This window comes from Rhodococcus sp. NJ-530 (assembly GCF_003860625.1).
Taxonomy (GTDB): domain Bacteria; phylum Actinomycetota; class Actinomycetes; order Mycobacteriales; family Mycobacteriaceae; genus Rhodococcus_F; species Rhodococcus_F qingshengii.
In genome coordinates this window covers 1165226-1191621 of the sequence record NZ_CP034152.1, presented here as the reverse complement: position 1 = coordinate 1191621, position 26396 = coordinate 1165226, and the positions used below count along the sequence as shown (strand labels likewise).

Sequence of the window (26396 nt, the reverse complement as noted above, 5' to 3'; positions counted from 1 at the left end):
ACTGGTGCGACTGTCACGGCGTGACGATATCGAACCACAGATCGAAGTCCTCCAGCAGCGAGATGAACGTCTCCAGTTCGGACTGATCTCCCACAGCTTTTGCCGTTCCGGCCTTGATGGATTCGGTGAGCGAGGTCGTTCCCAGATACACCTCGTTGAACACGGCACGGGTCAAGGTCAGAGTCAGAGCGGCCGAAGCATCTGCCTTGTCCATGTCGTAGTTCAGCACGCCGTTGCGCACTGTGACCAGGACATTGTCCGCGGTGTCCGACAACACGAATCGCAACGACAGGTCGACGTCGGCGGCCTTCGGGCCGTCGAGGCGAACTGCCCAGAAATCCAGCATCTGTTCGAGCGGCATCACTGCGACCACGGCCGGGCCAGTGGGGTTGTTGGACGGCATCGGCGCCAGCGGATGCCGCAATTCCATCGCTCCGACCAGGTAGAAGTTGCGCCACGTACCGTTCTCGGCTTGGTAGCCGAGTTGTTCGTACGTGTCCGCCAACAACTCTCGCGCTTTCTGATTACTCGGATCGGCGAACACCAGATGGTTCACCAACTCCGCGGCCCAGCGGTAGTCTCCGTCGTCGAACGCCTGCTTGCCCTTGGTCAGAAGTGCGTCCGGCCCGCCGACGGCTTCGACGTAGCGCTTGCCGTTCTCCACCGGCGGATGGGGATTGAGATGAGCGGGAACGCCGTCGAACCAACCGAGATAGAAGGTGTAGATCGCTTTGACGTTGTGACTGAGCGAACCGTAGTACCCACGGTTGTACCACTGCTTTCCGATGGCGTCGGGTACCTCGATCTGGTCGGCAATCTCTACCGGTGTCAGTCCCTTGTTGGCAAGGCGCAACGTCTGATCGTGCAGATACTTGTACAGATCTGCCTGATCCGACATCAGCTTCAAGATCTTGTCGTTGCCCCACGTGGGCCAATGATGCTGCGCAAAGATGATTTCGACGTCGGGGAACAGTTCCATTGCCAGACGCACGTAGTGCGACCACGCTTTGGCGTCGCGAGTCTTGGCGCCGCGCAACGTGTATAGATTGTGCATCGTGTGCGTGACGTCCTCAGCTGACCCGAGCGCCTTGAAATCGGGTAGATAGAAGAGCATTTCGGATGGCGCTTCGGTTCCCGGCGCGAGCATGAACGTCACGCGCACACCGTCGATGACCTCTTCGTGCACCGGTTCGGTGATGACGTCGGTAGGCACGGCGAACGTCGAAGTGCCGTGCGAAGTGGACAGGCCGAGACCACCGGATACCTGCCCTTGTGGCCCCGGACGCAGGAACGATCCGTACATGTACATTCCGCGACGGGTCATCGCCGTGCCGGCAAGTACGTTCTCGGAAATCGCTTCCTCGGTGAAACTGTCCGGTGCATAAACTTTTACGGCACCGGACTCGATCTCTTCGTCGGTGACAAATCCTTTGACTCCGCCGAAGTGATCGCCGTGGGAGTGCGTGAAGATGATTGCCTTGACCGGGACCTTGGGGCGGTGCTGGTAGTACAACTCCAGCGCAAGAGCGGCTGTTTCCGCGGACATCAGGGTGTCACCGATGATCAACCCGGTATCACCCTCGATGATCGTGGTGTTCGACAAGTCCTGTCCGATCACCTGGTACAGACGATCGGCGAGCTTGAAGAGACCGCCGCCCTTTCCCATCAAGGTGGCTTGGCGCCACAGACTCGGGTTGACGGTGTCCGGAGCGTCGCCGTCGGCGAATCCGTAAGCGTCGTACGAGAAGATGAACTGCCCTTTGTCACCCTTGACCAACCCACCGTCGATGAGCGGCGCCACCAGACCTCGTGAAATCAACTCGAAGTCGAAAGTGTCGTCGAAAGGGAGGTCACGGAGAACCTGGGCATTTGCCAGCCGAGTCGCTTCGGTTGCGGGCTTGGGGTCGAGTTCGGACGGTGTAGTCATCTTCTCTTACGCTCCTCGGGAACTCGCGGTGACCTGTGTCGGGATACCGGTTCATCCTCGATCCCCACGCAGGCCTCGCGCATCACCCGGAAGGGATGATCAGGTGGTCCGCCCAGCGATCAACAACGCAGCGACGAACTCACGGACCAACGTCCGCTCGTCGTTCTCGTCCGCCCCCGGCACCATGAGCAGCGAGAGGATCACTCGCACGATCCAGCGTGCCCGCGACGCTGTGTCTGCGCCGATTTCACCGAGCATCGCGACGCCCAGTCCGTTGATGACGTCGGATGAATTGGCAAGTTCACCGGCAAGACTCGCATCGCCCGGGGTGAACCATGCAGCCAGCGTCGGAGTGCTACGCACCGCGGAGACTGCGGTGAGTATGGCCGTCTCCAGACGCTCACTCGGATCGTCGATGGTCGCTACCGATTCCGCGATCGCAGTTCCCAGCCTGCGAGCTTCGCGGTGAACGAACGCAATGTGAAGAGCCTGCCGATTCTCGAAGTACCGATACAAGGTGGCTCGGGAACATCCTGCAGCAGAGGCTATCTCCGCCATACCGACCGCGTTGACGCCTTTCTCGACGAACAATTGCGCCGCACTGTCGAGGATCTTCTCGGCTGCCGCCAAGGCGCGCCCCTCGCCGAGCCAGTCGTTGCTCATGGCCGAGTCACCGACATCGGAGCCGAGAGCGGACGGCGCACGTAGTTGCCCGGCGCGTATTGCATCGCGTCGATGTCGACATGGAAGTCGGGAATCCGGGAGAGTAACTCTTCCAACGCAACTCGAGCCTGCATCCGAGCTGCCGACGCCCCCAGACAGTGGTGGGCGCCATGACTGAAGGTGAGAATCTTCTGCGGTCGACGCAAGACGTCCAACTCCGCCGCGTCGGGTCCGTACTTTTCGGGATCACGATTGGCCGCACCGTACATCAACAAAACCTTACGTCCTGCCGGAATCACTTTGCCGCCCAAGGCCACATCCCGAGTCGTGGTGCGTGCCAGTCCTTGGACCGGTGAGGTGAGTCGAAGCAACTCGTCGACCGCGTCGGTGATCAATGCGGGATCGTCCAGCAGGATCTGACGCTGATCGAGGCGTTCGGTCAGCATCGCCACCGAACCACCCAGCATTCCTGTCGTGGTGTCGTTTCCACCGGCCACCATGGTGAAGGCGAAGCCCAGAATCGACAGCAGGCCGGACATGTCGCCGTCTTCACCGAGTCCAGCGGCGAGTAGGTGCGAAATCGTGTCGTCACCCGGTTCGACCTTGCGGCGTTCGATCAGCGACGCGAAGTACATCATCAACTCACCGGTGGCGGCCTGCGCCGTCGTCGCTGCCGCGGCCACGCCACCTGCCGAATTGGCAGCGACAATGGCTTCGGTCCAGCCGTCGAACTGGTCACGGTCCGATTCCGGCACACCCAGATAGTGTGCGACAACCATCGACGGCAACGGCTTGAAGAGCTCGACGACGATGTCGCCGCTGCCACGCGCTTTCAACGCTTCGATACGTTCGACGACGAATTCGCGGACCATCGGCTCGACCGCCGAGACCTGACGCGGGGTGAAACCCTTCGACACCATGCGCCGGAACTCCGACTGCACTGGCGGATCCTGCATCACGAACGGCGGATTGTCCTGCATCCCGATCTGTTCGAGTTCACCGTAGACAGTGGTCAATCCCTTTGCCGACGAATACGTCTCGTAGTCGCGAGCGGCGTTGTAGACGTCTTCGTGACGGGTGAGCACCCAGTAGTCGTCCTGCGGCGCAGCTTCCGGCACAACATTGTGCACCGGGTCGTTCTCGCGCAATGCGTCGTACATGGCCCAGGGCGAACGCCAGGACTCCCCGGTGGAAGGTACAAACCGTGGCGAATGTGACACAGAGGTTGTCATGACTCGACTATGAGACAAATAGCCGAATGTGTCAACGTTGTACGATCAACCGTTCCTAGGAGCAGCATTGAGTAACTCGCATCCACGCAGAGCACTATCGTGTGTCGGGTGATCACGGATCCGAAGAATCATCCGAACAGCTCTGACGCCGGGCGCCGCGCCGTGGTTGCGGTCCTGCTCCCCCGCGAACATCTCCCCTTCATCAGGGACTGGTGCCTGCACCACATCGAGCAAGGCTGGGAGGTTGTTCTCTACGACAACACCGGTTCCGTCGGGTCCACCCGCAAGACAAGCGCATTCAGCCTCAACCGTTGGCACGGCCGCAGCGAGGACAAGAGAGGCAACTCTTACGGCGCCTTCACCCGATCGATGTCGGACGGTGAAGTTCAGGTCGCATTCCGCAAAGAACTGCAAGACCTTTCGGTGACGATCGTCGACTGGCAACCGCGCGACGCGGACGGTCGGATCGTGCACGGACAGGTAGAGGCGTACGTCGATTACGTGAGCCGGTACCGCGACACCGTCGCATGGGCAGCATTCATCGACGCCGACGAATACCTCCAACACGCACCAGGATTGGACTGGGAGGTTCTACTTGCCGGCGTTACTCAAGCGGGTTCGCACCGCGTCGTTCTCGACGCTCTGGTCTACGAATCCAGGTGGACGCGCGACGGGCAATTGCGAGACGTCGAGGAATTGAGATGCCTTGGACTGCAAAGCCACGGCTGCAAGAACATCGTCAGGCTGTCGGAGATTTTGCGAGCAGACGTCCACTGGGCCTGGAAGACAACAGGACCCGACACCCTCATACGGCCGGACAGATCGCTCTACTACTTCCGCCACTACCGCGGTTCGGAGGCGATGCTCGACTACACTCCGTTGCCGAACTTCGGACCCCAGGTCTACGAAGAAGGTGTGGATGTACCGGCAAAGATCGACGTATCACAAAGATGAATGTGCCTGCAAGACACAGGTATTCAGTTACCGATAAACCTCCGGCCCGCGCCCCGAAGGCAATGCCTTCAGGTCGCGGGCCGGAGTGCTACCTACCCGAAGAACGGATCAGGAAAGCGACTGTGCAGCGGTGACTGCAGAGATGATTGCGATAACGCCAGCGAAGAGGCCGGCAACTCCGCCGATGCCCTTGCCGATTGCTTCCCAAGCCTTGAGATCTGTTTCGGTGGAACCCATGTCTATCTCCTCATCATGGAATGTGTACGCGGTCCGCGCGCCCGGTATGTAACGGCGCTCACAATATACGTAAGACAGCCGAGTTTTAAAGTGGTGCCACCAAGTGGGACGTAACTCACATCTCATCCAGCGGGAACCCACGAGTAACAATGCGCGATTCGGACAACGCTTCGGGAACCGTTGAATGACGAGCAGGAGAACAGCAGTGGGCAAGTTGGATGGAAAAGTGGCCCTGATCACTGGCGCAGGGCAGGGCGTCGGCCAGGGAGTTGCGTTTGCGCTCGCCAAGGAGGGCGCTTCCGTCGCGGTCGCGGGCCGCACTGAGTCGAAACTCGTCGTCACATGTAACGAGATCGCCGAACGCGGAGGCCGTGCCGAACCGGTGCTTATGGATATCGCCGACGCGGATTCCATCACCGGAGCCGTGGCGCGAACGGTGGAACTGTTCGGCGGCGTCGACATTCTGATCAACAACGCCAGCCTCAACCCGCTCGGCAACGTCCTCGACCTCACTCCGGAGCGCCTTGCCGACGGATTGACGTCCGGCCCCGTCGCGACTCTGCGAACCATGCAAGCCTGTTACCCGTTCATGAAGGAACGCGGCGGCGGGGCAATCATCAACATGGTCAGCTCAGTGGCCGTCCGCTGGGACGCTGCCGGCTACGGCGGCTACGCGGCCGTGAAGGAATCCGTCCGAGCCCTCAGTCGCGCGGCAGCATGCGAATGGGGCGTCGACGGGATCCGGGTCAACGCGGTTGCTCCCCACGCGTCGTCGCCGGGCCTGCAGCGTTGGGCAGATGCACGCCCGGAAGAGGCTGCCGCTTTTGTTGCCGGTATTCCGCTCCGCAGGATCGGAGACTGCGAGACGGACATCGGCACCGCGGTGGCTTTCCTGGTCGGCCCGGATGCCGCGTATCTGACTGGAGCAACAATTCCGCTCGACGGTGGTCAGTCGCGCTGGGGCTGAGAGCTGGCGTCGTCGAAGGCAAGCACCGCCGACTTGGCTTCGGCGATCGGGCGGCGGAAAACGAAACCGACCAGAACGGATGCCAAAACCAGCGCGGCCAGAACAATGAGCCCGACCATCCACCACATGGTTTTCAGTATGCCCGAACCGACCTCCGCCGGACGCGCGCCACGGCCGTCGGAAAGCGGCGGCAGCCTCGAAAAGTGCTGAACACCAGTCAAATTCCGTTTTGCCCGTTTCCTGAGCTTCTTGAGAAGCCGTGATCGATGACACATATTCGGATCCCGAACCGGAACGAGTGCGTGACTACGACGACACCTCGGTGCATCCTGGCAGGTATGGAATCCGCTGTTTCGGCCCAACTCGTCGACGGAAGCACCCTCACACACCCGTGGGGCGGGACAAGCAACATCACCGATCTCGGCGGTGACGTTCACTGGATCGACTTCGGCGGTCCCAGCGGAGCGCCGCCCATCGTGCTCGTTCACGGTCTGGGCGGCTCGCACCTGAACTGGGTGCGGGTGGCACCGGCGCTGGCGGCGCGCACGCGCGTGTACGCCCTTGACCTCGCCGGATTCGGACTCACCTCTGCCCGTGGGCGACACACCGGCGTCGATGCCAACACAGTACTTCTGAATCGCTTTCTCGACACAGTGGTGGGTGAGCCCGCCGTCCTGTTCGGCAATTCCATGGGCGGAATGGTCTCGGCAATGTCGACCCATGCCAGTCCCGAATCAGTCGCCGGGCTGGTCCTGGTGGATCCGGCGCTCCCCCTGCCCGTCCAACTTCCCGATCTGACCGTCGCCGCCCAATTCGCGCTCTACTCGATGCCGTACGTCGGTGAGCAGGTTCTCGGCTTCGGACGCCGAAAGATGTCAGACCGGCAGTTGGCCGCTCAGATGACCAGATTGTGTTTTGCCGATCCGACGCGAGCCGACCCCGCGGTCCTCGACGCGGGCGCTGCCTTGACGGCGATTCGCCGCAACGAACCTACACAGGATGCCGAATTCCTTCAGGCAGCACGGTCACTGCTGATGACCCTCGCCCGTCCTGCCTCCTATCGAAAGACATTGCGAGAGATCACGACTCCGACGCTCCTGATGCACGGCGATCGCGATCGGCTTGTCCCGGTCGAGGCCGCACGGGCAGCCGCTGCTGCACATCCACACTGGACCACCATCATTCTCGGCGACACCGGCCACACCCCACAATTGGAGATTCCGGACGAGTTCACCCGTCATGCGCTCGCGTGGCTCGATCGCACGGGGCTGATCAGGAGCTGACACGTACCAACACTCCCCGGTGGAACGCCCTTGCCGATCGAGCAAGTGCCCCATCAACTTCGGAGTATCAAGAACGATTCGGCGGTCGTCTACGTTGGCAGGTCCGGCCCACCGGGGAACGCGAAACGGACACATACCCCAAAGCTCTCGAACCCTGGGAATGTGTCGGGGTACGCGCGTAGCGTGAGATTCGTGCCTTCCTCGGCCAAGCATTTCCGCGTCCCTTGCTTGTGTATCCGTTTCGGTTAAGGAGAGTTTTCAGATGCCCGCACGCACAGCGCTCGACGGAACACCCTGTTGGATCGACCTCACCAGTTCCGACACCGCGATTGCCAAATCCTTCTACACCAACGTGTTCGGTTGGCAGGCCGACTCCAACGACGACCCGCAGTACGGCGGTTACGCGATCTTCAGCAAAGACGGGCAGCCCATCGCCGGGCTCGGGCCCCAGCAGGAGGGAAACCCGTACGGCAACGTCTGGACCACCTACATCTCCTCTACTGATGCGGCGGCGTCGGCGTCCAAAGCCGAAGCTGCCGGCGGAATGATCATGATGCCGTCGATGCAGGTCGGCCCCCAGGGCAGCATGGCGATCGTGGGCGATCCGGCCGGTGCCGTCGTCGGTATCTGGCAGGCAGATCAGCACAATGGCTTCGGTCTGGTGGGCGAGGCCGGAGCGCCGGTCTGGCACGAGACCTTGTCCAAGAACTATGCCGCGGTCCTGCCGTTCTACACCGACGTGTTCGGCTGGACTTACGAGTCCATCGGCGACAGCGACGAGTTCCGGTATTCACAAGCCAAGCAGGGCGACACCGTCGTCGCCGGTCTGATGGATGCCAGCTCGTTCCTCCCGGCAGAGGTCCCGTCGTTCTGGCAGGTGTACTTCGGGGCGGACGACACCGATGCTGCCGTCGCCAAGGTCGTCGAATTCGGCGGCAGCGTATTGCGTGATCCCGAGGACACGCCCTTCGGCCGTCTCGCGTCGGTTGCCGATCCACTCGGTGCCAAGTTCCAGATCTCCACGATCATGGAATGAATCTCCGCGCAGAGGCCGCCCCGGTCCGCGGTCTCTGCGCGCCGATCATCTGCAATGTCCGGATCTGACCGCACAGATTTGAACACTCGCCCAGAAGGTATGCAGTTTTCTCTGTCCAACGCCTAATCTCATGGGATGCCCGCCCCGCACCTCTCCTCGATGTGTACTCCCAGCCGACTCTGTCGACGCTTGCGCCGTCGGTACTCGCTTCTCTCGGAGTAAGCGGCGAAGCAAACCGTCTCGATCTGAATCCCAGCAAGAAGACCGTAATTCTGCTGGTAGACGGGATGGGCGCGAACTTGCTCGCCCGCAACGCCGAACACGCACCATTCCTGAACTCACTCGCCGGAACGCCGATACGGGCAGGTTTCCCCACGACGACGGCCACCAGCATCGTCTCGCTGGGGACCGGGCTGCCCTCGGGAGCGCACGGAATCACCGGCTACCAGTCCTACGTCGAAGAAGCCGATTCGGTGTTCAACTGGCTGGGTTGGCACAGCGCCGGCAAGAAGGAATCTCAGACCGACTCCATCGTTCCGGAGACCCTGCAGCCGCAGGCCACGACCTTCGATCGCGCCGCGGCCGCCGGAATCACCGTCACCACCGTCGTTCCGTCCAAGTTCGACGGCAGCGGCCTCACTCGGGCGGGGATGCGCGGTGCCCAGTTTGCCGGAATCCAGGCATACGGTGACCTCCTCGCTCGCACCGTGGCGGCGTCGAAATCTGCCGAACGGACGTTCACGTACTGCTACATCAGCGAGATCGACGCACTCGGCCACGTCTACGGACCCGAGTCCGAGCCGTGGATCTTCCAACTGATGCTTGTCGATCGACTGGTCGAACAACTCGCAGCCGCTCTCGGTCCGGACGTGAGATTGCTGGTGACGGCAGACCACGGAATGGTCGACGTGCTGGACGAGAACAAGATCGACTTCGACAACACCCCGATGCTGTCCAAAGACGTACTCGCCCTTGCCGGCGAGCCCCGGTGCCGGCACATCCACACCAGAGAAGGCGCTGCACAAGATGTTGCGGACCGCTGGCGCGCCGAACTGGGTGACCGCATGTGGATCGGGACCAGATCCGAGGGCATCGTCGCGGGATTGTTCGGGCCTGCAGTACATTCCGAGTATCACGGCCGGATCGGCGATGTCATCGCCATTGCTTCCGGAGACGTGGCGGTCGTTCGTCGATCGGTCGAATCGGGACTGTCCGGTCTCCGTGGACAGCACGGCGCCCTGACCCCGGACGAACTGCTGGTACCGCTCCTGTCCTCAGGACAGCAGTAGGGCTCGCGCCCGGCGAATCTCGGGAACGCCGACGACCTTGCATGCGCCCAACAGGACGACGACACCTACGGCCGCACCCGCCGACAATGAAATAGCAGCAGCAAGCCTGGGCTCGGGGATTCGGTTCTGAACCGCCACCACCAAAGCGAGCGCACAACCTCCTGCCAGAACTGCCGCTGTCGAAATTCTCCCGACGGTCGCCTGCACCCGACGGAATCCCAACAGCCCGTATCGCTTTCGAAGCAGGACGTGACCGAGCACCGCTCCGCACACGTAGGAGAACGAGCCGGCCGCACAGACGGCCAGGATCAGCGTTTCGTCACTCGCCGACAATGACGCAAGAAGAACGAGCGCCGTCTTTGCAACTACCATCACCACGGCTATCACCGCGGGAGTGCGGGTATTGTTGTCGGCGTAGAACACTCGTAGCTGAAGCATGACCATCGCAAAGGGCACCAACCCGAATGCACTGACTGCCACGGCCGTCCCGATCAACCGGGCGCTACTGCCGTCGACCCGGCCGAAGAAGATCAGGGTGGTCAACGAGGGGCCGAACACCATGAGAGCCACGGTGACCGGAATCAACGCCACCACCGAATACCTGGCTCCCCGGCCGAGATCGGATACGACACCGACGTCGTCACCCGCAGCGACCGACCTGGCGATTCGCGGCATCAGCACCGTCAACAGCGACACTCCGAGGATGCCGTACGCCACCTGAAACAGCAGATCCGCATGCGTGTACATCGAGTACACGTGACGGGAGAGAGTGACCTTCATCGTCACCCACACACCGACCTGACCGGCTACGACGTACACCAGTACCCAACCGAGCAACGGCGCCCCGACGCGCACCGGGCGCCAAGTGTGCGGCACGACCCGCACGCGAAGGCGCCACCGAAAACCGTTGCGGTGCAGCGCTCGAGCAACGACAGCGGTTTGCGCCACTATCCCGAGCAAAGTGCCGATACCGATCACCAGAACCTGCGCGGTGGTCATCGACTCGGGAGTCAGAGCCACCGGCCCCGGAATGCACAGGAAGACCGCGACCGTCACCAGAAGGACGACGTTGTTGATCACCGGCGCCCAGGCCGGCGCGCCGAACACCGATCGAACGCTGAGCACAGCCGTCATCATCGCCGTGACGCCGTAGAAGAAGATCTCCGGCAGAAGCAAGTACGCGAAGAGCGTCGTGAGCTCGCGTTGAGCCGGATCATCGATCACGGCCGAGACCAGAGGCGGCGCGCACAGCACCGCCACAACGGTCACGAGCGCAAGAGCAAGCGCTCCCACAGTGAGAACGCGCTGCGTCTGCTCTCGTTCGAGCGTCCGCCCACGGCTTCGCTGCCGTGTCAGATACGGAAGCAGGACACTGGCGAGAATCCCGCCGAGAAGAAGCTGATAGACCATGTTCGGAAAGCTGTTGGCCGCGTTGTACGCATCACTGACCAGGGCGATCCCGAGGACTGCGGCAAGGGCAAGGGTGCGGACGAAACCGGTGATCCGGCTGACCGTGCTGGCGAGCGCCACGTGCCCGCCCATCTTCGCCAAGCTGCCGCCCGTCTCACCCGTACGTTCGGACTCCCCCACACTCTCGACCATCTCGCCAGAGTGCCACATCGCAGAGGTTCGACGAGCCGGACCGGAAACGACTGCCCTCCTGGAAACGACCGAGCGCCCCGAACCGTGGGTTCGAGGCGCTCGGCGCAAGAGACGATCAGGCTGATTCCGCTCCAGCCAACGGCGGCATGACGACAACCTGACCGGCGAAGGACAGACCTGCACCGAAGGCGAGAAGCAGTGCCTTGTCGCCCGGCTTGCACTGGCCGTCGCGCAGCATCTGCTCCATGGCGAGCGGGATCGAGGCCGCGGACGTGTTGCCCGTCTCGGCGATGTCGTTGGAGACGGGGAAGCCCTCGGGCAGCTTCATGCTGCGAGCGATGACCTCGTTGATGCGCTGGTTTGCCTGGTGCGGCACAAAAGCGTCGATGTCCTCGATACCGAGCCCCGACTTCTCCAGGGTGCGAGTGGCGACCTTGCCCATCTCGAAGGCAGCCCAGCGGAACACCGCGGTACCGGCCATCTTGATCCACGGCCGAGGTCCGGTCGGGTTCTTGGTGTAGTCGAGCCAGCTGGGCTCCTGAACGATGGCGTCGGACTGGCTGCCGTCCGAACCCCACTCGACCGGGCCGATTCCGACGGTATCGCTCGGGCCGACGACAACTGCCCCTGCGCCGTCACCGAAGATGAAGCGAACGCTGCGATCGGTGGGCTCGGTGGCCTCGCTCATCAACTCGACGCCGACGACGAGTACGTGATCAACCGTTCCGCCGCGAACGAGGTCGCTGGCCACCGCAAGGGCGGTACAGAAACCGGCGCAGCCTGCCGCGACGTCGAACGCCGCCGGGCCCTTGATACCGAGTTCGTGGGCGACGATGGATGCGGCCTGGGGAGTCTGCAGGTCCCACGTCGACGTCGCGATGATCACGGCGCCGATCTGCTCGGGTGCAATGCCGCTGACGTCCAGTGCTTTACGGGCCGCGCTGATCGACATCGCGAGAATGCCTTCACCCTCGCCGGAGAACCGGCGCGACTTGATACCCGATCGCGTCTGGATCCACTCGTCGGTGGAATCGATCAGCTCGCAGATCTCGTCGTTGGTCACGACTCGCTCCGGGCGGTGAACGCCGAGCCCGAGAAGGACGGACTGCCGACCTCCGGCCACACTGGCAATCGGCTTACCCATTGATCGATCTCCTCGTTGGTTTCTGGTGATGACGCGCGTTCGACATCACACGTTACGTACAGGACATAAGCCCCTGCCTCTCAGGTCACCGTTCGATCACGGCAACAACATGAGGCTGGCTCACATTACGCTTCGGTCAGGTATGTAGTCCAGATCCACGATCAGGCGCGCAAATGAGCTAGAACTGCCAAAACACGACGATGCCCGCTTTCGGAAGCCGACAGGCCGAGTTTTGCGAAGATATTTCCTATGTGCTTGCTCACAGCAGTGTCGCTGACGACCAGTTTCCTGGCGATTTCCTGATTTCCCAGCCCCTCCGCCATCAAACCGAGAACCTCGGACTCGCGTGGGGTCAGTGATCTGATCGGATCGTCGGCACGTCGACGGCTCATCAGTTGGGATACGACCTCGGGATCCATCACGGTTCCGCCGTCGACGACCCGGTTCAATGCGTCGACGAACTCGGCCACCTTGCCGACCCGTTCCTTGAGCAGGTAACCGACCCCGCCGGCACCTCCTGCCAACAATTCACCGGCGTAGCGATCCTCGACATACGCGGAAAGGACCAGGACGGGAAAGCCCGGGCGAAGCTTGCGCACCTCGATCGCCGCTCGAAGTCCCTCGTTGGTGAAAGTAGGAGGCATCCGGACGTCGAGCACCGCGGCGTCAGGAGCGGTCTCCTCGAACACCGTGAGGAACTGTTCGGCGTCGGAGACGGCAGACACCTCGAAGCCCTCTCCGCGGAGCAGCAGTGCCAGCCCCTCTCGCAGGAGAGCGTCGTCCTCGGCAATCAGAATCCGCACGGTAGTTCCACCCTCATCGTTGTCGGTCCACCCTCCGGGCTCTCCAATACTGCGGTTCCTTCGAAAGCCTCGACCCGGCGTCGGATACCCGCCACGCCGCCGCCCGGCCGTTCGTTCGCGCCGCCGTGACCGTCGTCGATCACGTCGATGAGCATCGTCTCACCCAACGAGTCGGTGGACGCCTCCGTCCTTGCAGTGACGGTGACGCTGCGCGCTCCGCTGTGCTTTGCGACGTTGGTCAAAGCCTCGGCGACGACGAAGTACGCAGCAGCCTCGACGGCGGCCGGGGCACGGCGGAGCTCCTCGATCTCGAGTACGCAGGGCACGGTGGAGCGCCCAGCAAGCGCCGAGATCGCACCCTCGAGGCCGAGTTCGTCGAGGATCGGCGGATAGATGTCGTGCACCAACGTCCGGAGTTCGCTCAACGCCTCGGTGGCCGCATCTTGGGCCCGATGCAGTTGTGGCAGAGCCTGGTCCGGGTTGATCTGCAACGATCGCTCGGCCATACCCAGCATCATCACCACGGCGACCAGTCGGTTCTGCGCGCCGTCGTGCAGATCGCGCTCGATCCGCTTGAGTTCGGCCGAATGCGCGTCGAGGGCCGCAGCGCGGCTGGCAGTCAGGGCAGTGACGCGCTTCGAGAGGTCCGAACGTGTGTCCGGTGCAAGCAAAGTCGTGGTCGACCAGCTGATCCACTTCGCCATCGCGGGGATCAACCACCACGCGATCAGGAAGTACAGGATGCCGATCAACGGCATTCCGGCAGCCCCCAGCCACGACGTCACGGGGTACGGATTGTTGACGGGTTCGCCCGCGGGCATCTGCTGCCAGTACAGCGGGACGGCAATCGCATTGAGTGCACCGAGTGGAAGAGCAATGGTCAGCATCGCCGCGACGAAAGCCCCCAGACCGTGAATCGACAACCAGGCCGCGTCGCGCCTCGTCGACTGATCGGTGAGGAATCGGCGCCAGTCCCCGAATGTCGGATTGCTTGGCATCGGTGGGTATCGCTGCAGAACAGGGCGTCCGGTGTACGCAGCCGTTCTCTTGCGAGCCAGACCCGCCCACCACCGGAGCACCCGCACGTACGACGGCAACAGCAACCAGCCGACGATCAGAATCGAGAGCGACAGCAGAATGAGACCGACCATCAGCAAGAACAGGGAGACCACGGCTGCCGCACCCTCGACGAGCACGTACACCGCAGCCCTGGTTCTCTTCTTCACTGCCCCAGCATGCCGCACCTGATGCCGCGATCCACTACAGCTGGCTACACCATTGATTCGGGACCCTGCTGGATGTCGACGAATGCCGAATCTCCATAGCGTTCTTCCCATGAAGAATCGACACTCGGTCCTCGCCCCGCCGGCCCCTGGTGCCCCGGCCGCCCGAACATCCGCCGTGCGACTCGAAGGCGTCAGCAAGGTCTACGGCAACGGCCGCGGCGCCGTGACCGCCCTCGACAACATCAGCCTCACCTTGCCGCGCAGCACCTTCACCGCCGTGATGGGCCCCTCCGGATCGGGTAAGAGCACTTTCCTGCACTGCGCGGCGGGCCTGGACCGGCCGAGCAGCGGATCGGTGTGGCTGGGCGACACCGAGATCTCACAGCTGAAGCCGAAGGCCCGCAGCATCTTCCGTCGCGATCACATAGGTTTCGTCTTCCAGGCATACAACCTGCTCGGTGCTCTCGACGTCGAGCAGAACGTCACCCTTCCGCTACTGCTCGCCGGACGACGAGCCGACAAGCAATACCTGACCTTCGTCCTCGAATCCGTCGGACTCGGATCGCACCGCAAGCGCAAACCCTCCGAACTGTCCGGTGGTCAGCAGCAACGCGTCGCCATCGCGCGCGCCCTCGTCACCCACCCCGACGCACTCTTTGCCGACGAGCCGACGGGCGCCCTCGACTCCCGCAGCGCCAAGCAGGTTCTGGAGTTGTTGCGCCGGACAGCCGCCGAGTTCGATCAGACCATCGTCATGGTCACGCACGACCCGGTGGCCGCGTCGTACGCCGATCGTGTGCTGTTCCTCGCCGACGGGAAACTGGTCGGGCACATCGACCGCCCGACGCCGCAGCAGATTGCCGAGCGCATGACACACCTCGGGGACTGGTGATGATGAAGGCGCACACTTTTGCGCATCTCAAAGCGCATCGCTCCGGATTCATCGCCGTGTTCGTCTCCGTATTCTGCGCGGCTCTCCTCACGTGCGGTTTGGGTGTCCTGCTGGAATCAGGAGTGCGAGGCGGAGTCTCACCACATCTCTACGCCGGTGCAGACGCCGTGGTCAGCGCGCCTCAGGCACTCGAGGTCAAGGAGGACGCCGATCAGCCTTTTGCCGAGCGAGTTCTCCTCGACGGCGATACGGTCCGCAAACTCGATGCCCTCGATGTCACGGTGGTTCCCGACATCTCCGTCCCCGTCAGCACCGCCGAGGGCGTCGTACTCGACGCACATCCTTGGAACACAGCACAATTGGCGCCGTATTCGCTGACCGATGGTCGCGCTCCGCAGAGCCGAGACGAGGTGGTCTCGACCTCGGGCGCCGCGCTCGGCGAGCGAATCACGCTGGCTCACGGCGCGATAGCGGACGAGTACACCGTCGTCGGCACAGCTGATTCGGCTTCGGTGCCGTCACCCGACCGTCCGGCGCTCGTCTTCCTCGACGACGCAGAGGCCGAACGGTTGTGGCCGCACCAGAACTCTGTCACCGCAGTCGGATTGATCGCTCCCGAAGGCGTGGATGCTGCCGCTCTCGCCCACGACGCACTCGCCGGAACCGGTGCGGAGGTCTCGACCGGCACCGCACGCGGAGGCATCGAGTTCCTCGACGCCGGAGCTGCGCGGACTCAGTTGATCGTGCTCTGTGCCACGTTTGCAGGTCTTGCATTGATGGTCAGCATGTTCGTCGTTTCCAGCACGCTGTCGCTCTCGATCAACGCCAGGCGCCGAGAGTTCGCTCTGTTGCGGGCAATCGGGGCCACCACGCGACAAGTCCACGTCATGATCGGGCGTGAAGTGTTGCTCGTCGCGGCGACTGCGGCTGCGATCGGCGCGGTGCCCGGATTCCTACTCGCCCGATTCCTGGGTGCACAGTTTGCCGATGCAGGGGTCATGCCCACCGATTTCGCGCTGGCGTACAGCCCGCTTCCGGCGATCGCGGCTTTCCTGATCTGCGTACTCACTGCCCGCGCGGCAGCGGCGATCGCGGCACGACGACCGGCAAAGCTCGACCCCGTCGAAGCGCTTCGCGAATCCGAAAGCGGCCCGGCGAAACTGAGCCGCGGACGCATCGTCACCGGGCTGATTTTCGGTGCCGCCGGTCTCGGCGCGTGCATCCTCCCCGCTTTCCTGCCCGGCAGCGTGGCAGCCGCTGGAGCCGGTTCGAGCGCACTGTTGTTGATCTTCTCTGTCGCGCTGCTCGGCCCGTTGTTGGTGCGCGGCATCATCAAGGTGATCGGCGGTCCACTGCGCCGTAGTGGGTCGGCGTCCAAAGTTCTCGCTGCCGCCAACGCCGAATCCAATTCGAGGCGGCTCTCGTCGGCGGTTGTTCCGTTGGCTCTCGCCATCGCCCTGGGCTCGGTGCAGTTCTTCAGCCAGAGCACCGTCGCCGCCGAGGCGACCAACCAGTCGATCAAGGGCGTCACCGCCGACCTGATCGTCGGCGCGCCGGCCGGTATCGCTCCCTCGCTCCTCGACTCGATCGCATCGGTGCCCGGAGTGAGTGCGGCAAACCCGGTAGTCCGCAGTCAAGTCCTGCCGGTACCCAGCGGCGAGAAAGGCGGCTCAGCCGACAGCGCGATCGCGGCCCAGGGCATCGACGCCGCCGGCGCCGACGCAACCCTCGATCTCGCGGTGACCGAGGGCGACCTCAGCGCTCTGACCGGCGATACCGTTGCCGTCAGCGAAGACGGGGCCTTCACACTCGGAGCCGAGGTCGGCCAGCGCGTCGACCTCTATCTGGGAGACGGAACACTGGTACATCCGATGGTCGTCGCGAAATATGGTCGCGGCCTCGGATTCGGGGACGTGACCATGCCGATCGAGACTTTGCGTCAGCACTCCACCGACGCTCTGATCGACACCGTTCTGGTTGCTGCCGAACCCGGACGGTCGGCCGAAGTCCAGCAGTCGTTGCTCTCGTTCCCCTCGATCGCCGCGCTGAACCAGGACCAGTTCGGGGCCGCAGGCGAAGATCAGCGTCGCATGCAGTCGTGGGTCAGCATCCTCGCCGTCCTGGTCCTGCTCGGTTATCTGGCAGTCGCCGTCGTGAATACCTTGGTCGCCGCCACTGCGGAGCGTTCCCGCGAGTTCGCGCTCCTTCAACTGGTGGGCTCGCGGACGAGGCAGGTCCGAGCGATGATGCGTATCGAGTCGTTGATGGTGGTGGGAATCGCCGTCGTGGTCGGATCACTGATCGCCCTGCCGCCTCTGATGGGTATCGCCGTAGCGGTGTCCGGGCAGCCGATCCCGGCGATTTCACCGGCGATCTACGGTGCCATCGTCGCCGTGACCGCTGTTCTGGGATTCATCTCCATCGCGATCCCGACGCGCGCCGCCCTGCGCAAGAACCCGATGGACGGCGTCCGTAACAACTGAGTGGCACTACCGTCGTCATCTATGGATGCGGCCGCCTGGGACAAGAAGTACGAAGAAACCGAGCTCGTCTGGGGCGCTCCACCCAACGAGCTGCTGGTGGAATACGCGACGGCCCTCCCCCACGGCCAGGCACTGGACCTGGCGTGCGGGGAGGGCCGTAACGCGTTGTGGCTCGCGACCCGCGGTTGGGAGGTCACCGGGATCGACTACTCGGCCGTCGCGATCGAGAAAGCCCGCACGATCGCGGCCCGCTCGCCCCGATCGGTTCTCGACCGGCTCGACTACCGGTGCGGCGACGTCACCGGCGCGGAGTACGCCTCCCGGAACGGGCAGGGATACGACTTGGCCCTGCTTCTTTACCTTCATCTGCCCGCACCACAACGCACCCTGGTTGTGAACCGTGCCATAAATTCTCTGAAACCTGATGGAATCCTCATGATTTTGGGTCACGACCGAAGCAACATCGACTACGGCGTCGGCGGGCCGCAAGATCCCGAAATCCTTTACACACCAGAAGAATTGATGCAGGAGTTCCGCGGAAAGCTCGAGTTCGAGATCGCCGGAAATCCCCACAGGCACACCGAAACGGGAATCGCGGTCGACGCGCTTGTCATCGGACGCAAATCCGGTGTTGGCAATGCAAAGAACGGCTAGTAACATGTATTAAGTTACCGACGAGTAATAAACTTCGGGCGGTACTAGGAGTGCTGGACCGCACCACCTCACTGGGAGAAGCAGAAGACATGGGCCATTACAAGAGCAACGTTCGGGACCTGGAGTTCAACCTCTTCGAGGTTCTCGGACTGGAGAAGCCACTGAGCGAAGGCGCTTGGGGCGACCTGGATGCCGACACTGTCCGCAACATGCTGGCAGAGGTCGCACGCCTGGCCGAGGGACCGCTTGGCGAATCTTTCGCCGATGCGGACCGCAACCCCCCTGTCTTCGATCCCGAGACGCACACCGTTGCACTTCCGGAATCCTTCAAGAAGTCGTTCAAGGCTCTGTGGGATGCCGAGTGGTACCGCATGGGATTGAGCGAAGAGGTCGGCGGCGTGCCGGTTCCCCGCTCCGTCGTGTGGGCCATCGGTGAGCTGATCCTGGGCGCACAGCCTGCAGCGCACATGTACCAGGCCGGACCCGCTTTCGCGGACGTGCTGTTCAACAACGGCACCGAAGAGCAGAAGAAGTGGGCAGCCACCATCGTCGAACGCGGATGGGGCGCCACGATGGTCCTCACCGAGCCCGACGCCGGCTCCGACGTCGGTGCCGGACGCACCAAGGCGATCAAGCAGGACGACGGCTCCTGGCACATCGAGGGCGTCAAGCGCTTCATCACCTCGGCCGACTCGGACGACCTGTTCGAGAACATCTTCCACCTCGTTCTCGCTCGCCCCGAAGGCGCCGGACCGGGCACCAAGGGCCTGAGCCTGTTCTTCGTCCCGAAGACGCACTTCAACTTCGAGACCGAAGAGTTCGGCGAGCGTAACGGTGTCTTCGTCACCAACGTCGAGCACAAGATGGGCCTGAAGGTCTCCGCCACGTGTGAGGTCACCTTCGGCGGCCACGGCATCCCCGCACAGGGCTGGCTGGTCGGCGAGGTCCACAACGGCATCGCCCAGATGTTCGACGTCATCGAGCACGCTCGAATGATGGTCGGCACCAAGGCAATCGCCACCCTCTCCACCGGTTACCTCAACGCTCTCGATTACGCCAAGCAGCGCGTGCAGGGCGCAGACCTGACCCAGATGACCAACAAGGCAGCACCGCGCGTGACCATCACGCACCACCCCGACGTGCGTCGTAGCCTGGCAATGCAGAAGGCATACGCCGAAGGCCTGCGCGCGGTGTACCTCTACACCGCAGCTCACCAGGACGAGGTTGTCGCCCAGCTCGTCTCGGGCGCAGACAAGGACACCGCGTTCCGCGTCAACGACCTGCTGCTCCCGATCGTCAAGGGCGTCGGCTCCGAGCGTGCGTACCAGTACCTGACGGACAGCCTGCAGACCCTCGGTGGATCCGGCTTCCTGCAGGACTACCCGATCGAGCAGTACATCCGCGACTCCAAGATCGACTCGCTGTACGAAGGCACGACGGCCATCCAGGCTCAGGACTTCTTCTTCCGCAAGATCGCTCGTGACCGCGGCGTCGCGCTCGCTCACGTTGCCGGACAGATCAAGACCTTCATCGACAGCGAAGCCGGCAACGGTCGTCTGAAGGCGGAGCGCGCACTGCTCGCCACCGCACTCGAAGACGTCCAGGCCATGGCCGCCACGCTCACCGGCTTCCTCATGGGAGCTCAGGAGCAGCCCACCGAGCTGTACAAGGTCGGCCTCGGCTCCGTCCGCTTCCTGATGTCCGTCGGCGACCTGCTCATCGGCTGGCAGCTGCTCCGCCAGTCCGAGATCGCTCTCGCAGCACTCGACAACGGCGCTTCCGACAAGGACAAGGGCTTCTACGAGGGCAAGGTCGCCATCGCTTCCTTCTTCGCCAAGAACGTCCTGCCCGAGCTCACCGCTTCACGCGAGATCATCGCGAACACCGAGAACGACATCATGGAGATCGACGAAGCAGCATTCTGATTCGTTCCTGATTCATGAAAAGTGCCGGTCCCGAGAACGTTTCGGGGCCGGCATTTTCATGCTCAGCAGTCCATGGAATCCGAGGTCATCTGCGCTCGACGGTCGGGCAACTGATCTGTGCGGACAGTACGGACGTCGTCGGTTGTTCGCCGGGCCGTGCCGCCCTTCCCGCCAGGGAAAGCGCCACGCGCCTGCGGTCCGGAGAACTGACGATTTCGATGGACTTGTCGTCACCGCCCCCGAAGGACACGAACTGTCCGCTCTGATCCGAGAACTTCATGATCGCCGACCCGTGCTGACCTGGTTCCGGTTTTTCGTTCACGTAGACCTGCAACTGGAAATCACGTCCCGGATACTCGCCGCCGCCGTCGTACTCGTAAAAGGAACTGGTGTGCACCTCGTAGGCCCACTGGCGGTGACCGGCGGGCACCGAATCCGCCCAGTTGTGCTCGAAACACGTGACGGATCCGGGCAGCGAGACATTGGCTGCGCCGCTCCACCCACCGGACAGGGTGATGGCTCCGTACGGCGCTGCTTCGGACTCGTGCCGATCGGAAGGCAAGGGCGGAACGGTCACGGGTCCGACATTGCGACCGGTGAACTCGAAAAGCCTCTCGCTCGACACGAACGGGGGCGACTCGCGCTCCCCGGCACAGGAGACAACCGACAGGGTGGCCATGACCAGTAACGCACACATACCGCGTCTACGAACCGGCACCTCGACTCCCCCGTTCCGTTTCCAACAGAATACATACCGTTCGGTCTTCAAGTTATCGAACGTGTCCGACACATCCCATTCCTGGGACCGCTCGCCCGCTACCGATGTGATTGGGTGAGCACGAACGTCCACTGAACCAGCACTCGGTTCTTTCGCAGGCCGAGTAGATCAACAGACAGGTGATCATCGTGGTCGCACCAGAGCACGCACAACCCGATTACGCCCCCGACCTGGCATTGACCGCCACGGACTTGGCGCTCGACGGCCCATGGGGGCCGGTGTTCGGACCCGTCAATCTCGAGATTCGTGCGGGCGGTGTGACGATCCTCGAAGGCTCGGCCGGTTCAGGACGTACGTCCTTACTTCTGACACTCAGCGGACGAATGAAAGCCAGTTCCGGCTCACTGTCCGTCTTCGGTCGGACGCGTCCCCGCGAGATCTTCGAGATCGCCGGGGTCGCCGGGTTCGAGGACATCGACGAGCTTGCCGAATCCGTCACCGTCCGCGATCTGATCACCGAACAAATTCGCTGGGATGCGCCCTGGTACAAGCTCATCGGACGCGCCGGAGACCGCGAACTCGAAGCGGTGTGCGCTCCCGTCTTCGGCGATCATCCGTTACCTGCGCTCGGCCGGTACGTCAGCGATCTCGGGGAACTCGAGGCGATCCTGCTGCGTATCGCCGTCGCGAACACGAAAAAGCCGGCCCTGCTTGTCGTCGACGATCTCGAACAAGTGCGGCGCGACTCCGAACGTGCGTACCTCGTCGAGCGACTCGTCGAGATGGGGAGCTACCAGACCATCATCGCGTCGACCGTCAACCCGCTGCCAGACGGATCACCCATCGATGCCGTCACCCTGCTCCAAGAAGTCACCAATCCCGACCAAGAAGGGGCGAGGTAACCGCGATGCTCGCTGGAATGTCTCTCGGAACCGAACTCAAGCGGTTCTCCCGCGGCGCGATGCCCAGGATCGCACTCGTCACCATCATCTTGATGCCACTGCTGTACGGCGCGATGTACCTGTGGGCGTTCTGGAATCCGTTCGGTGAGGTCAACAAGGTCCCCGTCGCGCTGGTCAACACCGACCGCGGCGCGATGGTGCAGGGTCAGGAGCTCAACGCGGGCGACGAGGTAAGCCAAGCGCTGCTCGATTCCGGTGAGCTCGATCTCCACCTGGTCTCGCAGCAGGAAGCCGCTCAGGGAGTCTCGGACGGCACGTACTACTTCTCTCTCACATTGCCTGAGAATTTCAGCGAGGCCGTCGCCTCCCCGACGACCAAGGACCCCCACAAAGCTCAGTTGCAGTTCACCTTCAACGACGTCAACAACTACCTCGGCACCATCATCGGCCAAAACGCCGCCCAGCAGGTCCTCAGTCAGGTCAGCGACAAGATCGGCGCGCAGTCCGTCGAAACAGTTCTGGTCGGATTGACCGATGCGGGTGCTGGTTTGAAGCAGGCCGCCGACGGAGCGCTCCAGCTCTCGGCCGGAGTGAACACTGCCAACGCCGGAGCCGGCGAATTGGCGTCGGGCTCGAAAACTCTGGCCGACAACATGGTTACCGCACGTGACGGTGCAGCCACTCTTGCCGGCGGTACAGCGCAACTCTCGACCGGTATCAACACCGCCACGGACGGCGTCCTCGCACTGACCGACGGTCTGGGGCAGCTCGATCTCGGAGCCGTCCAACTTGGCGACGGCGCAAGCCAACTCAGTGGTGGCGTCACCCAGGTCGTCGACCAACTGAGTGTCCTCGGGAACACACAAGCAGACGTCGCACAGCTGGTCGGGCAGGCAGTGGCCAGCCTTCGACTGAACCCGGATCCCGTCAGCCAACAGATCGCCAATGCCCTCGCGCCTGCCCAGGACATGCTGCGCACTCAGGGTTTCGGTGAAGCGACCATGGGCCAACTGGGCGAACTCAAGAGCGGTGCACAACAACTCGCCTACCAACTCGACGATCCGTCGAGCACCTTCCGAGCCGGGCTCAGCGCCGCGGCCAACGGCGGTGGTGAACTCCGCAACGGCCTGGTACAGCTGCGTGACGGCGGTCAACAAGTCAACGACGGCGCTCAAACCCTCAGCAGTGGACTGGTTCAACTCACCGACGGAAGCGTTCAACTCTCCGATGGTGCAGCCAAACTCGCAGACGGCACCGAGCAACTCCGTGCCGGGTCTGCCGAACTCGCGACCAAACTCACCGAGGGCGCCGGTCAGGTCCCCAGTTGGAGCGATCAGCAGCGAACCGCAACCGCTCAAACCCTCTCCAGCCCGGTCGAACTACAGGAGACGTACGAGAACCGGGCAAGCACGTTCGGTACCGGTTTTGCACCGTTCTTCCTGCCCCTCGCGCTGTTCGTGGGCGGCATCATCACCTGGATGCTGCTCAAGCCGCTCCAGAACCGGCCCATCGCAAACGGACTCGGCGCGCTGCGAGTGGTCCTCGCCTCGTACTGGCCGGCATTGCTCATCGGCATCTGCCAGGTGATCGTGATGTACCTGGTCGTGCACTTCGCCGTCGGCCTGCACCCCACACACGCCCTCGGCACCGTCGGATTCCTGATGCTCATCACTGCCACGTACATGGCGTTGATCCAGGCATTCAACGCCATCTTCGGAGTCTCCGTCGGACGCGTCATCACCCTGGCGTTCCTGATGCTGCAACTGGTTTCGGCCGGCGGCATCTATCCCGTCGAAACCACCGCGAAACCGTTCCAGATCATCCACCCCTTCGACCCGATGACCTACGCGGTGAACGGGCTACGACAACTCACCGTCGGCGGTATCGACTCGAGACTGTGGGTCTCGATCGCCGTCCTCGGCGGCCTTCTCGTCGCCTCACTCGGCGCCAGTTCACTTGCTGCACGCCGAAATCGGCAATGGACCATGGACAGGCTGCATCCGCCGATCGAAGTCTAGGCGAGGGTCTCCGGCCAAGGCTCCACGGTCAGCGCAGGCCATTCCCTGCGCCACCGTGCTGCCTTGGCCTCGTAAACCTCTCTCGGCGCCAGCACCGGGTTGGGGCGGACGATCATGTCGAAAAGATCGTCGTATCCATGCGGGGCATACACGTCCAAGGTCCCATCCGATCCCTTGGTGATCCCGAAACAGCAAGTTGTGGAAGCGAAGTGGTCGACAGCGTCGCGGCAACTGGTGAACGGAACGCCGGGAATCCCGAAATGCTGCTCGTACCACAGGTGCACGCGGGCTTCGTTGCGTACTTCGACATCGGCATCCACATCGGCGAACAGTTCTGCCGCCGAACGAATCACACGGTCCTCCGCGTCGTAGCTCAGATCGCCGGCGTCGAAGTAGAACAGGTCGTAGTCCTTGATTCCGGCGCCGAGATCACGGCCGTCGATGTGATTCCAGACGGTTTGGAAGAGCCCACCCGCCGTCAGGTACCACTCCGGCAATCCCAGCTTCGGCGCACGATCCACGATCGTTGCGACCACCGGATTGGCCAGGGCGATCTCGAGAAATCGTTCACGCATGCTCTTCAGCCTCTCATATGACAAGCAAACTTGACATCTAGTGACAAGTATTCTTTACTTTTTGCATGACTGGAAAGGCCGGCGACAACAACGTGCGGGAGCACCGACGCCTCGCCGGCCTCACCCAGGCGCAACTGGCCACGGCAGGTCAGGTGAGCAGACAGAGCATCGTCTCCGTCGAACGCGGTGACTATGCACCGAGTGTGTACCTGGCACTTCGCCTGGCCCTGGCGCTGGGGACCACCGTCGAAGCGCTCTTCCCCTTACCCGAATCGGAACTCACCACAGAAATTCCAGAGGAGACGGCATGAGCACCATGATGAAGGCAATGCGGTTCGTCGGAGATCTGGACGACGACTTCTACAAGGACGAGCGTCAGCGCGACGTCTGGAACGAAGCCTCGGCGGTGGGACTCCAGAGTGTCTTCTGGGCAATATTCGTCAGCTCGGCGATTCTGCCCTGGGTCGCCGGCCGAACAGGGGCGTGGATCTCGCTCGCCCTGCTGATCGTTGCGTTGTTCGGCTCGTTGATCACGATCATCTATGCACTTCGGTGCGACGTCGATGTCTATGTATTGTCCAACTACAACCGCCCCCGGGTCGTGATCGGCATCGCGCTGTACCTCGTCGCCGCAGTCGGCATCATGGCGCGTCTCAAATTCGATTCCTACGAAGAATCGTCTACCTGGGTCGGCGCTCTCGTCGGCGGAATTGTCGGTGGCGGCATCGCAATCGCGGCAGTCAAGCTTCACCAGCAGCGAGCCAAGCGACGCGAAGCGGCCGAAGAACTTCTCTGAATTCCGGAAGTCTGCCCAGCACAACGGAATCCATAGAGTTGGTAAAATCGTGCCAGGTCAACCGATCGCGAGTAACGTCGAAACGGTGAGCACTCGCCTCGGATACCAGATGCCCAACTTCAGCTACGGCGGTCCGGTCAAGGACCTCTTCCCCACCGTCATAGCGCAGGCCCGCGAAGCCGAAGCCGCAGGCTTCGACACTGCATTCGTGATGGATCACTTCTACCAACTCCCCGGAATCGGAGCGCCGGACGCCCCGATGCTCGAGGCCTACTCGGCGCTCTCCGCGCTGGCGACGGCCACCGAGACCATCCAGTTGTCTGCACTGGTCACGGGAAACACCTACCGCAATCCGCCCATGCTCGCCAAGACCGTCACCACCCTCGACGTGGTGAGCGGCGGTCGGGCCATCCTGGGCATCGGCGCCGGTTGGTTCGAACTCGAACACAATTCGTTCGGATACGAGTTCGGAACGTTCACCGAGCGCTTCCAGAAACTCGACGAAGCACTGCAGATCATCGCGCCGATGCTCCGCGGTGATCGCCCCACCTTCGACGGCAAGTGGTACCACGTCAAGGACGCCATCAACGAGCCTCGCGTCCGCGACGACCTGCCGATCCTGCTGGGCGGTGGCGGTGAGAAAAAGACGTTCGGCCTCGCCGCTCGCTTCGCGGATCACCTCAACATCATCTGCGACCCGTCGGAACTGCCGCGCAAGATGGAAGCACTTGCGGCACGCTGCGACGAAGCCGGTCGCGATCCCGCAACCCTCGAGACCAGCTTCCTCACGTTCATGATGATCGACGAGGACGGCGACAAGGCTCGCGCCCATCAGCGAACGTTTCTCGCGGAGCGTGGCCTCGACATCACCACGGCGCCGGAAGACGTGGTCGCCAAGGCCACCGAACGCCATTTCGTTGGCAGCCCGGACGACGTCGCCGAGCAGGTTCAGACGCGCATCCTCGACCACGGCATCGACGGCGTCGTGATCAACCTGATCACCAACGGCGAAGAGCCAGGCATCGTCGACCTCGCGGGCCGCACCCTCGGCCCACTCGTCGGCAAGTAGT

25 protein-coding genes are annotated in these 26396 nt (G+C 62.8%); 14 read left to right on the top strand and 11 right to left on the bottom strand.

Annotated elements, in window-relative coordinates:
• Positions 1–13 precede the first annotated feature (13 nt).
• The 3 genes from EHW12_RS05435 to EHW12_RS05425 form a co-directional block, all read right to left on the bottom strand.
• Positions 14–1927 carry an alkyl sulfatase dimerization domain-containing protein gene (locus EHW12_RS05435; protein ID WP_003945738.1) on the bottom strand — a complete coding sequence of 638 codons (1914 nt, stop codon included), beginning with the start codon at positions 1925–1927 and terminating at the stop codon, positions 14–16.
• A 99-nt stretch (positions 1928–2026) separates the two neighbouring features.
• Positions 2027–2590, bottom strand: a complete 564-nt coding sequence (locus tag EHW12_RS05430) for a TetR/AcrR family transcriptional regulator (RefSeq protein WP_125050368.1) — start codon at positions 2588–2590, stop codon at positions 2027–2029.
• Positions 2587–3822, bottom strand: coding sequence for a cytochrome P450 (locus EHW12_RS05425; RefSeq protein WP_042920218.1), 1236 nt, complete (start codon positions 3820–3822; stop codon positions 2587–2589). Before EHW12_RS05425 ends, EHW12_RS05430 begins: the two co-directional genes overlap by 4 nt.
• A gap of 108 nt (positions 3823–3930) precedes the next feature.
• Here EHW12_RS05425 and EHW12_RS05420 point away from each other — a divergent pair, with 108 nt between their 5' ends.
• A complete protein-coding gene (locus EHW12_RS05420) occupies positions 3931–4776 on the top strand; it encodes a glycosyltransferase family 92 protein (protein WP_125050367.1) in 846 nt (281 codons plus the stop codon).
• 108 nt (positions 4777–4884) lie between these two features.
• Here the strand turns inward: EHW12_RS05420 and EHW12_RS35790 are convergent, their stop codons facing one another.
• Positions 4885–5013, bottom strand: coding sequence for a hypothetical protein (locus EHW12_RS35790; protein ID WP_265154694.1), 129 nt, complete (start codon positions 5011–5013; stop codon positions 4885–4887).
• 205 nt (positions 5014–5218) lie between these two features.
• Here EHW12_RS35790 and EHW12_RS05415 point away from each other — a divergent pair, with 205 nt between their 5' ends.
• Positions 5219–5980 (top strand): SDR family oxidoreductase, encoded by a 762-nt coding sequence (locus tag EHW12_RS05415; protein WP_042452547.1) that lies wholly within the window; start codon positions 5219–5221, stop codon positions 5978–5980.
• Here the strand turns inward: EHW12_RS05415 and EHW12_RS35100 are convergent.
• Entirely contained in the window at positions 5962–6099 is a 138-nt protein-coding gene (locus EHW12_RS35100; protein WP_003945592.1) for a hypothetical protein, read from the bottom strand. The genes EHW12_RS05415 and EHW12_RS35100 overlap by 19 nt on opposite strands.
• Before the next feature lie 219 nt (positions 6100–6318).
• On the opposite strand from EHW12_RS35100, the gene EHW12_RS05405 reads away from it, so the two are divergent.
• The 3 genes from EHW12_RS05405 to EHW12_RS05395 all read left to right on the top strand — a co-directional run bounded on the left by EHW12_RS05405 (position 6319) and on the right by EHW12_RS05395 (position 9588).
• On the top strand, positions 6319–7263 hold the full coding sequence (locus EHW12_RS05405) for an alpha/beta hydrolase (RefSeq protein WP_037132348.1): 945 nt from the start codon (positions 6319–6321) through the stop codon (positions 7261–7263).
• 262 nt (positions 7264–7525) lie between these two features.
• Positions 7526–8299 carry a VOC family protein gene (locus EHW12_RS05400; protein WP_095971359.1) on the top strand — a complete coding sequence of 258 codons (774 nt, stop codon included), beginning with the start codon at positions 7526–7528 and terminating at the stop codon, positions 8297–8299.
• Between the two features lie 161 nt (positions 8300–8460).
• A complete protein-coding gene (locus EHW12_RS05395) occupies positions 8461–9588 on the top strand; it encodes a nucleotide pyrophosphatase/phosphodiesterase family protein (protein WP_241199110.1) in 1128 nt (375 codons plus the stop codon).
• Here EHW12_RS05395 and EHW12_RS05390 read toward each other — a convergent pair.
• The 4 genes from EHW12_RS05390 to EHW12_RS05375 form a co-directional block, all read right to left on the bottom strand.
• Positions 9574–11190, bottom strand: coding sequence for a lipid II flippase MurJ (locus EHW12_RS05390; protein WP_231915008.1), 1617 nt, complete (start codon positions 11188–11190; stop codon positions 9574–9576). The two genes, EHW12_RS05395 and EHW12_RS05390, sit on opposite strands and share 15 nt — an antisense overlap.
• 115 nt (positions 11191–11305) lie before the next feature.
• The gene (locus EHW12_RS05385; RefSeq protein ID WP_003945837.1) at positions 11306–12334 is read right to left on the bottom strand and encodes a beta-ketoacyl-ACP synthase III; all 1029 of its coding nucleotides are present in this window, start codon (positions 12332–12334) and stop codon (positions 11306–11308) included.
• 161 nt (positions 12335–12495) lie between these two features.
• Positions 12496–13137, bottom strand: coding sequence for a response regulator transcription factor (locus EHW12_RS05380; RefSeq protein WP_050655523.1), 642 nt, complete (start codon positions 13135–13137; stop codon positions 12496–12498).
• Entirely contained in the window at positions 13125–14363 is a 1239-nt protein-coding gene (locus tag EHW12_RS05375) for a sensor histidine kinase (protein WP_241199109.1), read from the bottom strand. The genes EHW12_RS05380 and EHW12_RS05375 overlap by 13 nt, the downstream gene beginning before the upstream one ends.
• A 109-nt stretch (positions 14364–14472) precedes the next feature.
• On the opposite strand from EHW12_RS05375, the gene EHW12_RS05370 reads away from it, so the two are divergent.
• From EHW12_RS05370 to EHW12_RS05355, 4 genes are all read left to right on the top strand, one after another.
• Entirely contained in the window at positions 14473–15255 is a 783-nt protein-coding gene (locus EHW12_RS05370) for an ABC transporter ATP-binding protein (protein ID WP_050794083.1), read from the top strand.
• Complete coding sequence (locus EHW12_RS05365) at positions 15255–17738, top strand: ABC transporter permease (protein ID WP_125050364.1); 2484 nt, start codon at positions 15255–15257, stop codon at positions 17736–17738. Before EHW12_RS05370 ends, EHW12_RS05365 begins: the two co-directional genes overlap by 1 nt.
• Positions 17739–17759: 21 nt before the next feature.
• On the top strand, positions 17760–18392 hold the full coding sequence (locus EHW12_RS05360) for a class I SAM-dependent methyltransferase (protein ID WP_125050363.1): 633 nt from the start codon (positions 17760–17762) through the stop codon (positions 18390–18392).
• Positions 18393–18481: 89 nt separating this feature from the next.
• Entirely contained in the window at positions 18482–20317 is a 1836-nt protein-coding gene (locus EHW12_RS05355; protein WP_007734578.1) for an acyl-CoA dehydrogenase, read from the top strand.
• Positions 20318–20402: 85 nt separating this feature from the next.
• Here EHW12_RS05355 and EHW12_RS05350 read toward each other — a convergent pair whose 3' ends face one another.
• Entirely contained in the window at positions 20403–21035 is a 633-nt protein-coding gene (locus tag EHW12_RS05350) for a hypothetical protein (protein WP_238565243.1), read from the bottom strand.
• A 179-nt stretch (positions 21036–21214) separates the two neighbouring features.
• On the opposite strand from EHW12_RS05350, the gene EHW12_RS05345 reads away from it, so the two are divergent.
• Positions 21215–21937 carry an ATP-binding cassette domain-containing protein gene (locus EHW12_RS05345; RefSeq protein WP_007734574.1) on the top strand — a complete coding sequence of 241 codons (723 nt, stop codon included), beginning with the start codon at positions 21215–21217 and terminating at the stop codon, positions 21935–21937.
• A 5-nt stretch (positions 21938–21942) separates the two neighbouring features.
• Positions 21943–23955: a YhgE/Pip domain-containing protein gene (locus EHW12_RS05340; RefSeq protein WP_007734572.1), complete on the top strand. Its 2013-nt coding sequence runs from the start codon at positions 21943–21945 to the stop codon at positions 23953–23955.
• Here the strand turns inward: EHW12_RS05340 and EHW12_RS05335 are convergent.
• Positions 23952–24530, bottom strand: coding sequence for a nucleotidyltransferase family protein (locus EHW12_RS05335; RefSeq protein WP_007734569.1), 579 nt, complete (start codon positions 24528–24530; stop codon positions 23952–23954). The genes EHW12_RS05340 and EHW12_RS05335 overlap by 4 nt on opposite strands.
• A gap of 65 nt (positions 24531–24595) precedes the next feature.
• On the opposite strand from EHW12_RS05335, the gene EHW12_RS05330 reads away from it, so the two are divergent.
• The 3 genes from EHW12_RS05330 (at position 24596) to EHW12_RS05320 (ending at position 26395) form a co-directional block, all read left to right on the top strand.
• Positions 24596–24841, top strand: a complete 246-nt coding sequence (locus EHW12_RS05330; protein ID WP_007734566.1) for a helix-turn-helix domain-containing protein — start codon at positions 24596–24598, stop codon at positions 24839–24841.
• Positions 24838–25326, top strand: coding sequence for a hypothetical protein (locus EHW12_RS05325; protein ID WP_007734564.1), 489 nt, complete (start codon positions 24838–24840; stop codon positions 25324–25326). Before EHW12_RS05330 ends, EHW12_RS05325 begins: the two co-directional genes overlap by 4 nt.
• 85 nt (positions 25327–25411) lie before the next feature.
• Entirely contained in the window at positions 25412–26395 is a 984-nt protein-coding gene (locus tag EHW12_RS05320) for an LLM class F420-dependent oxidoreductase (protein WP_007734562.1), read from the top strand.
• The last annotated feature ends 1 nt before the right edge of the window (position 26396 follow it).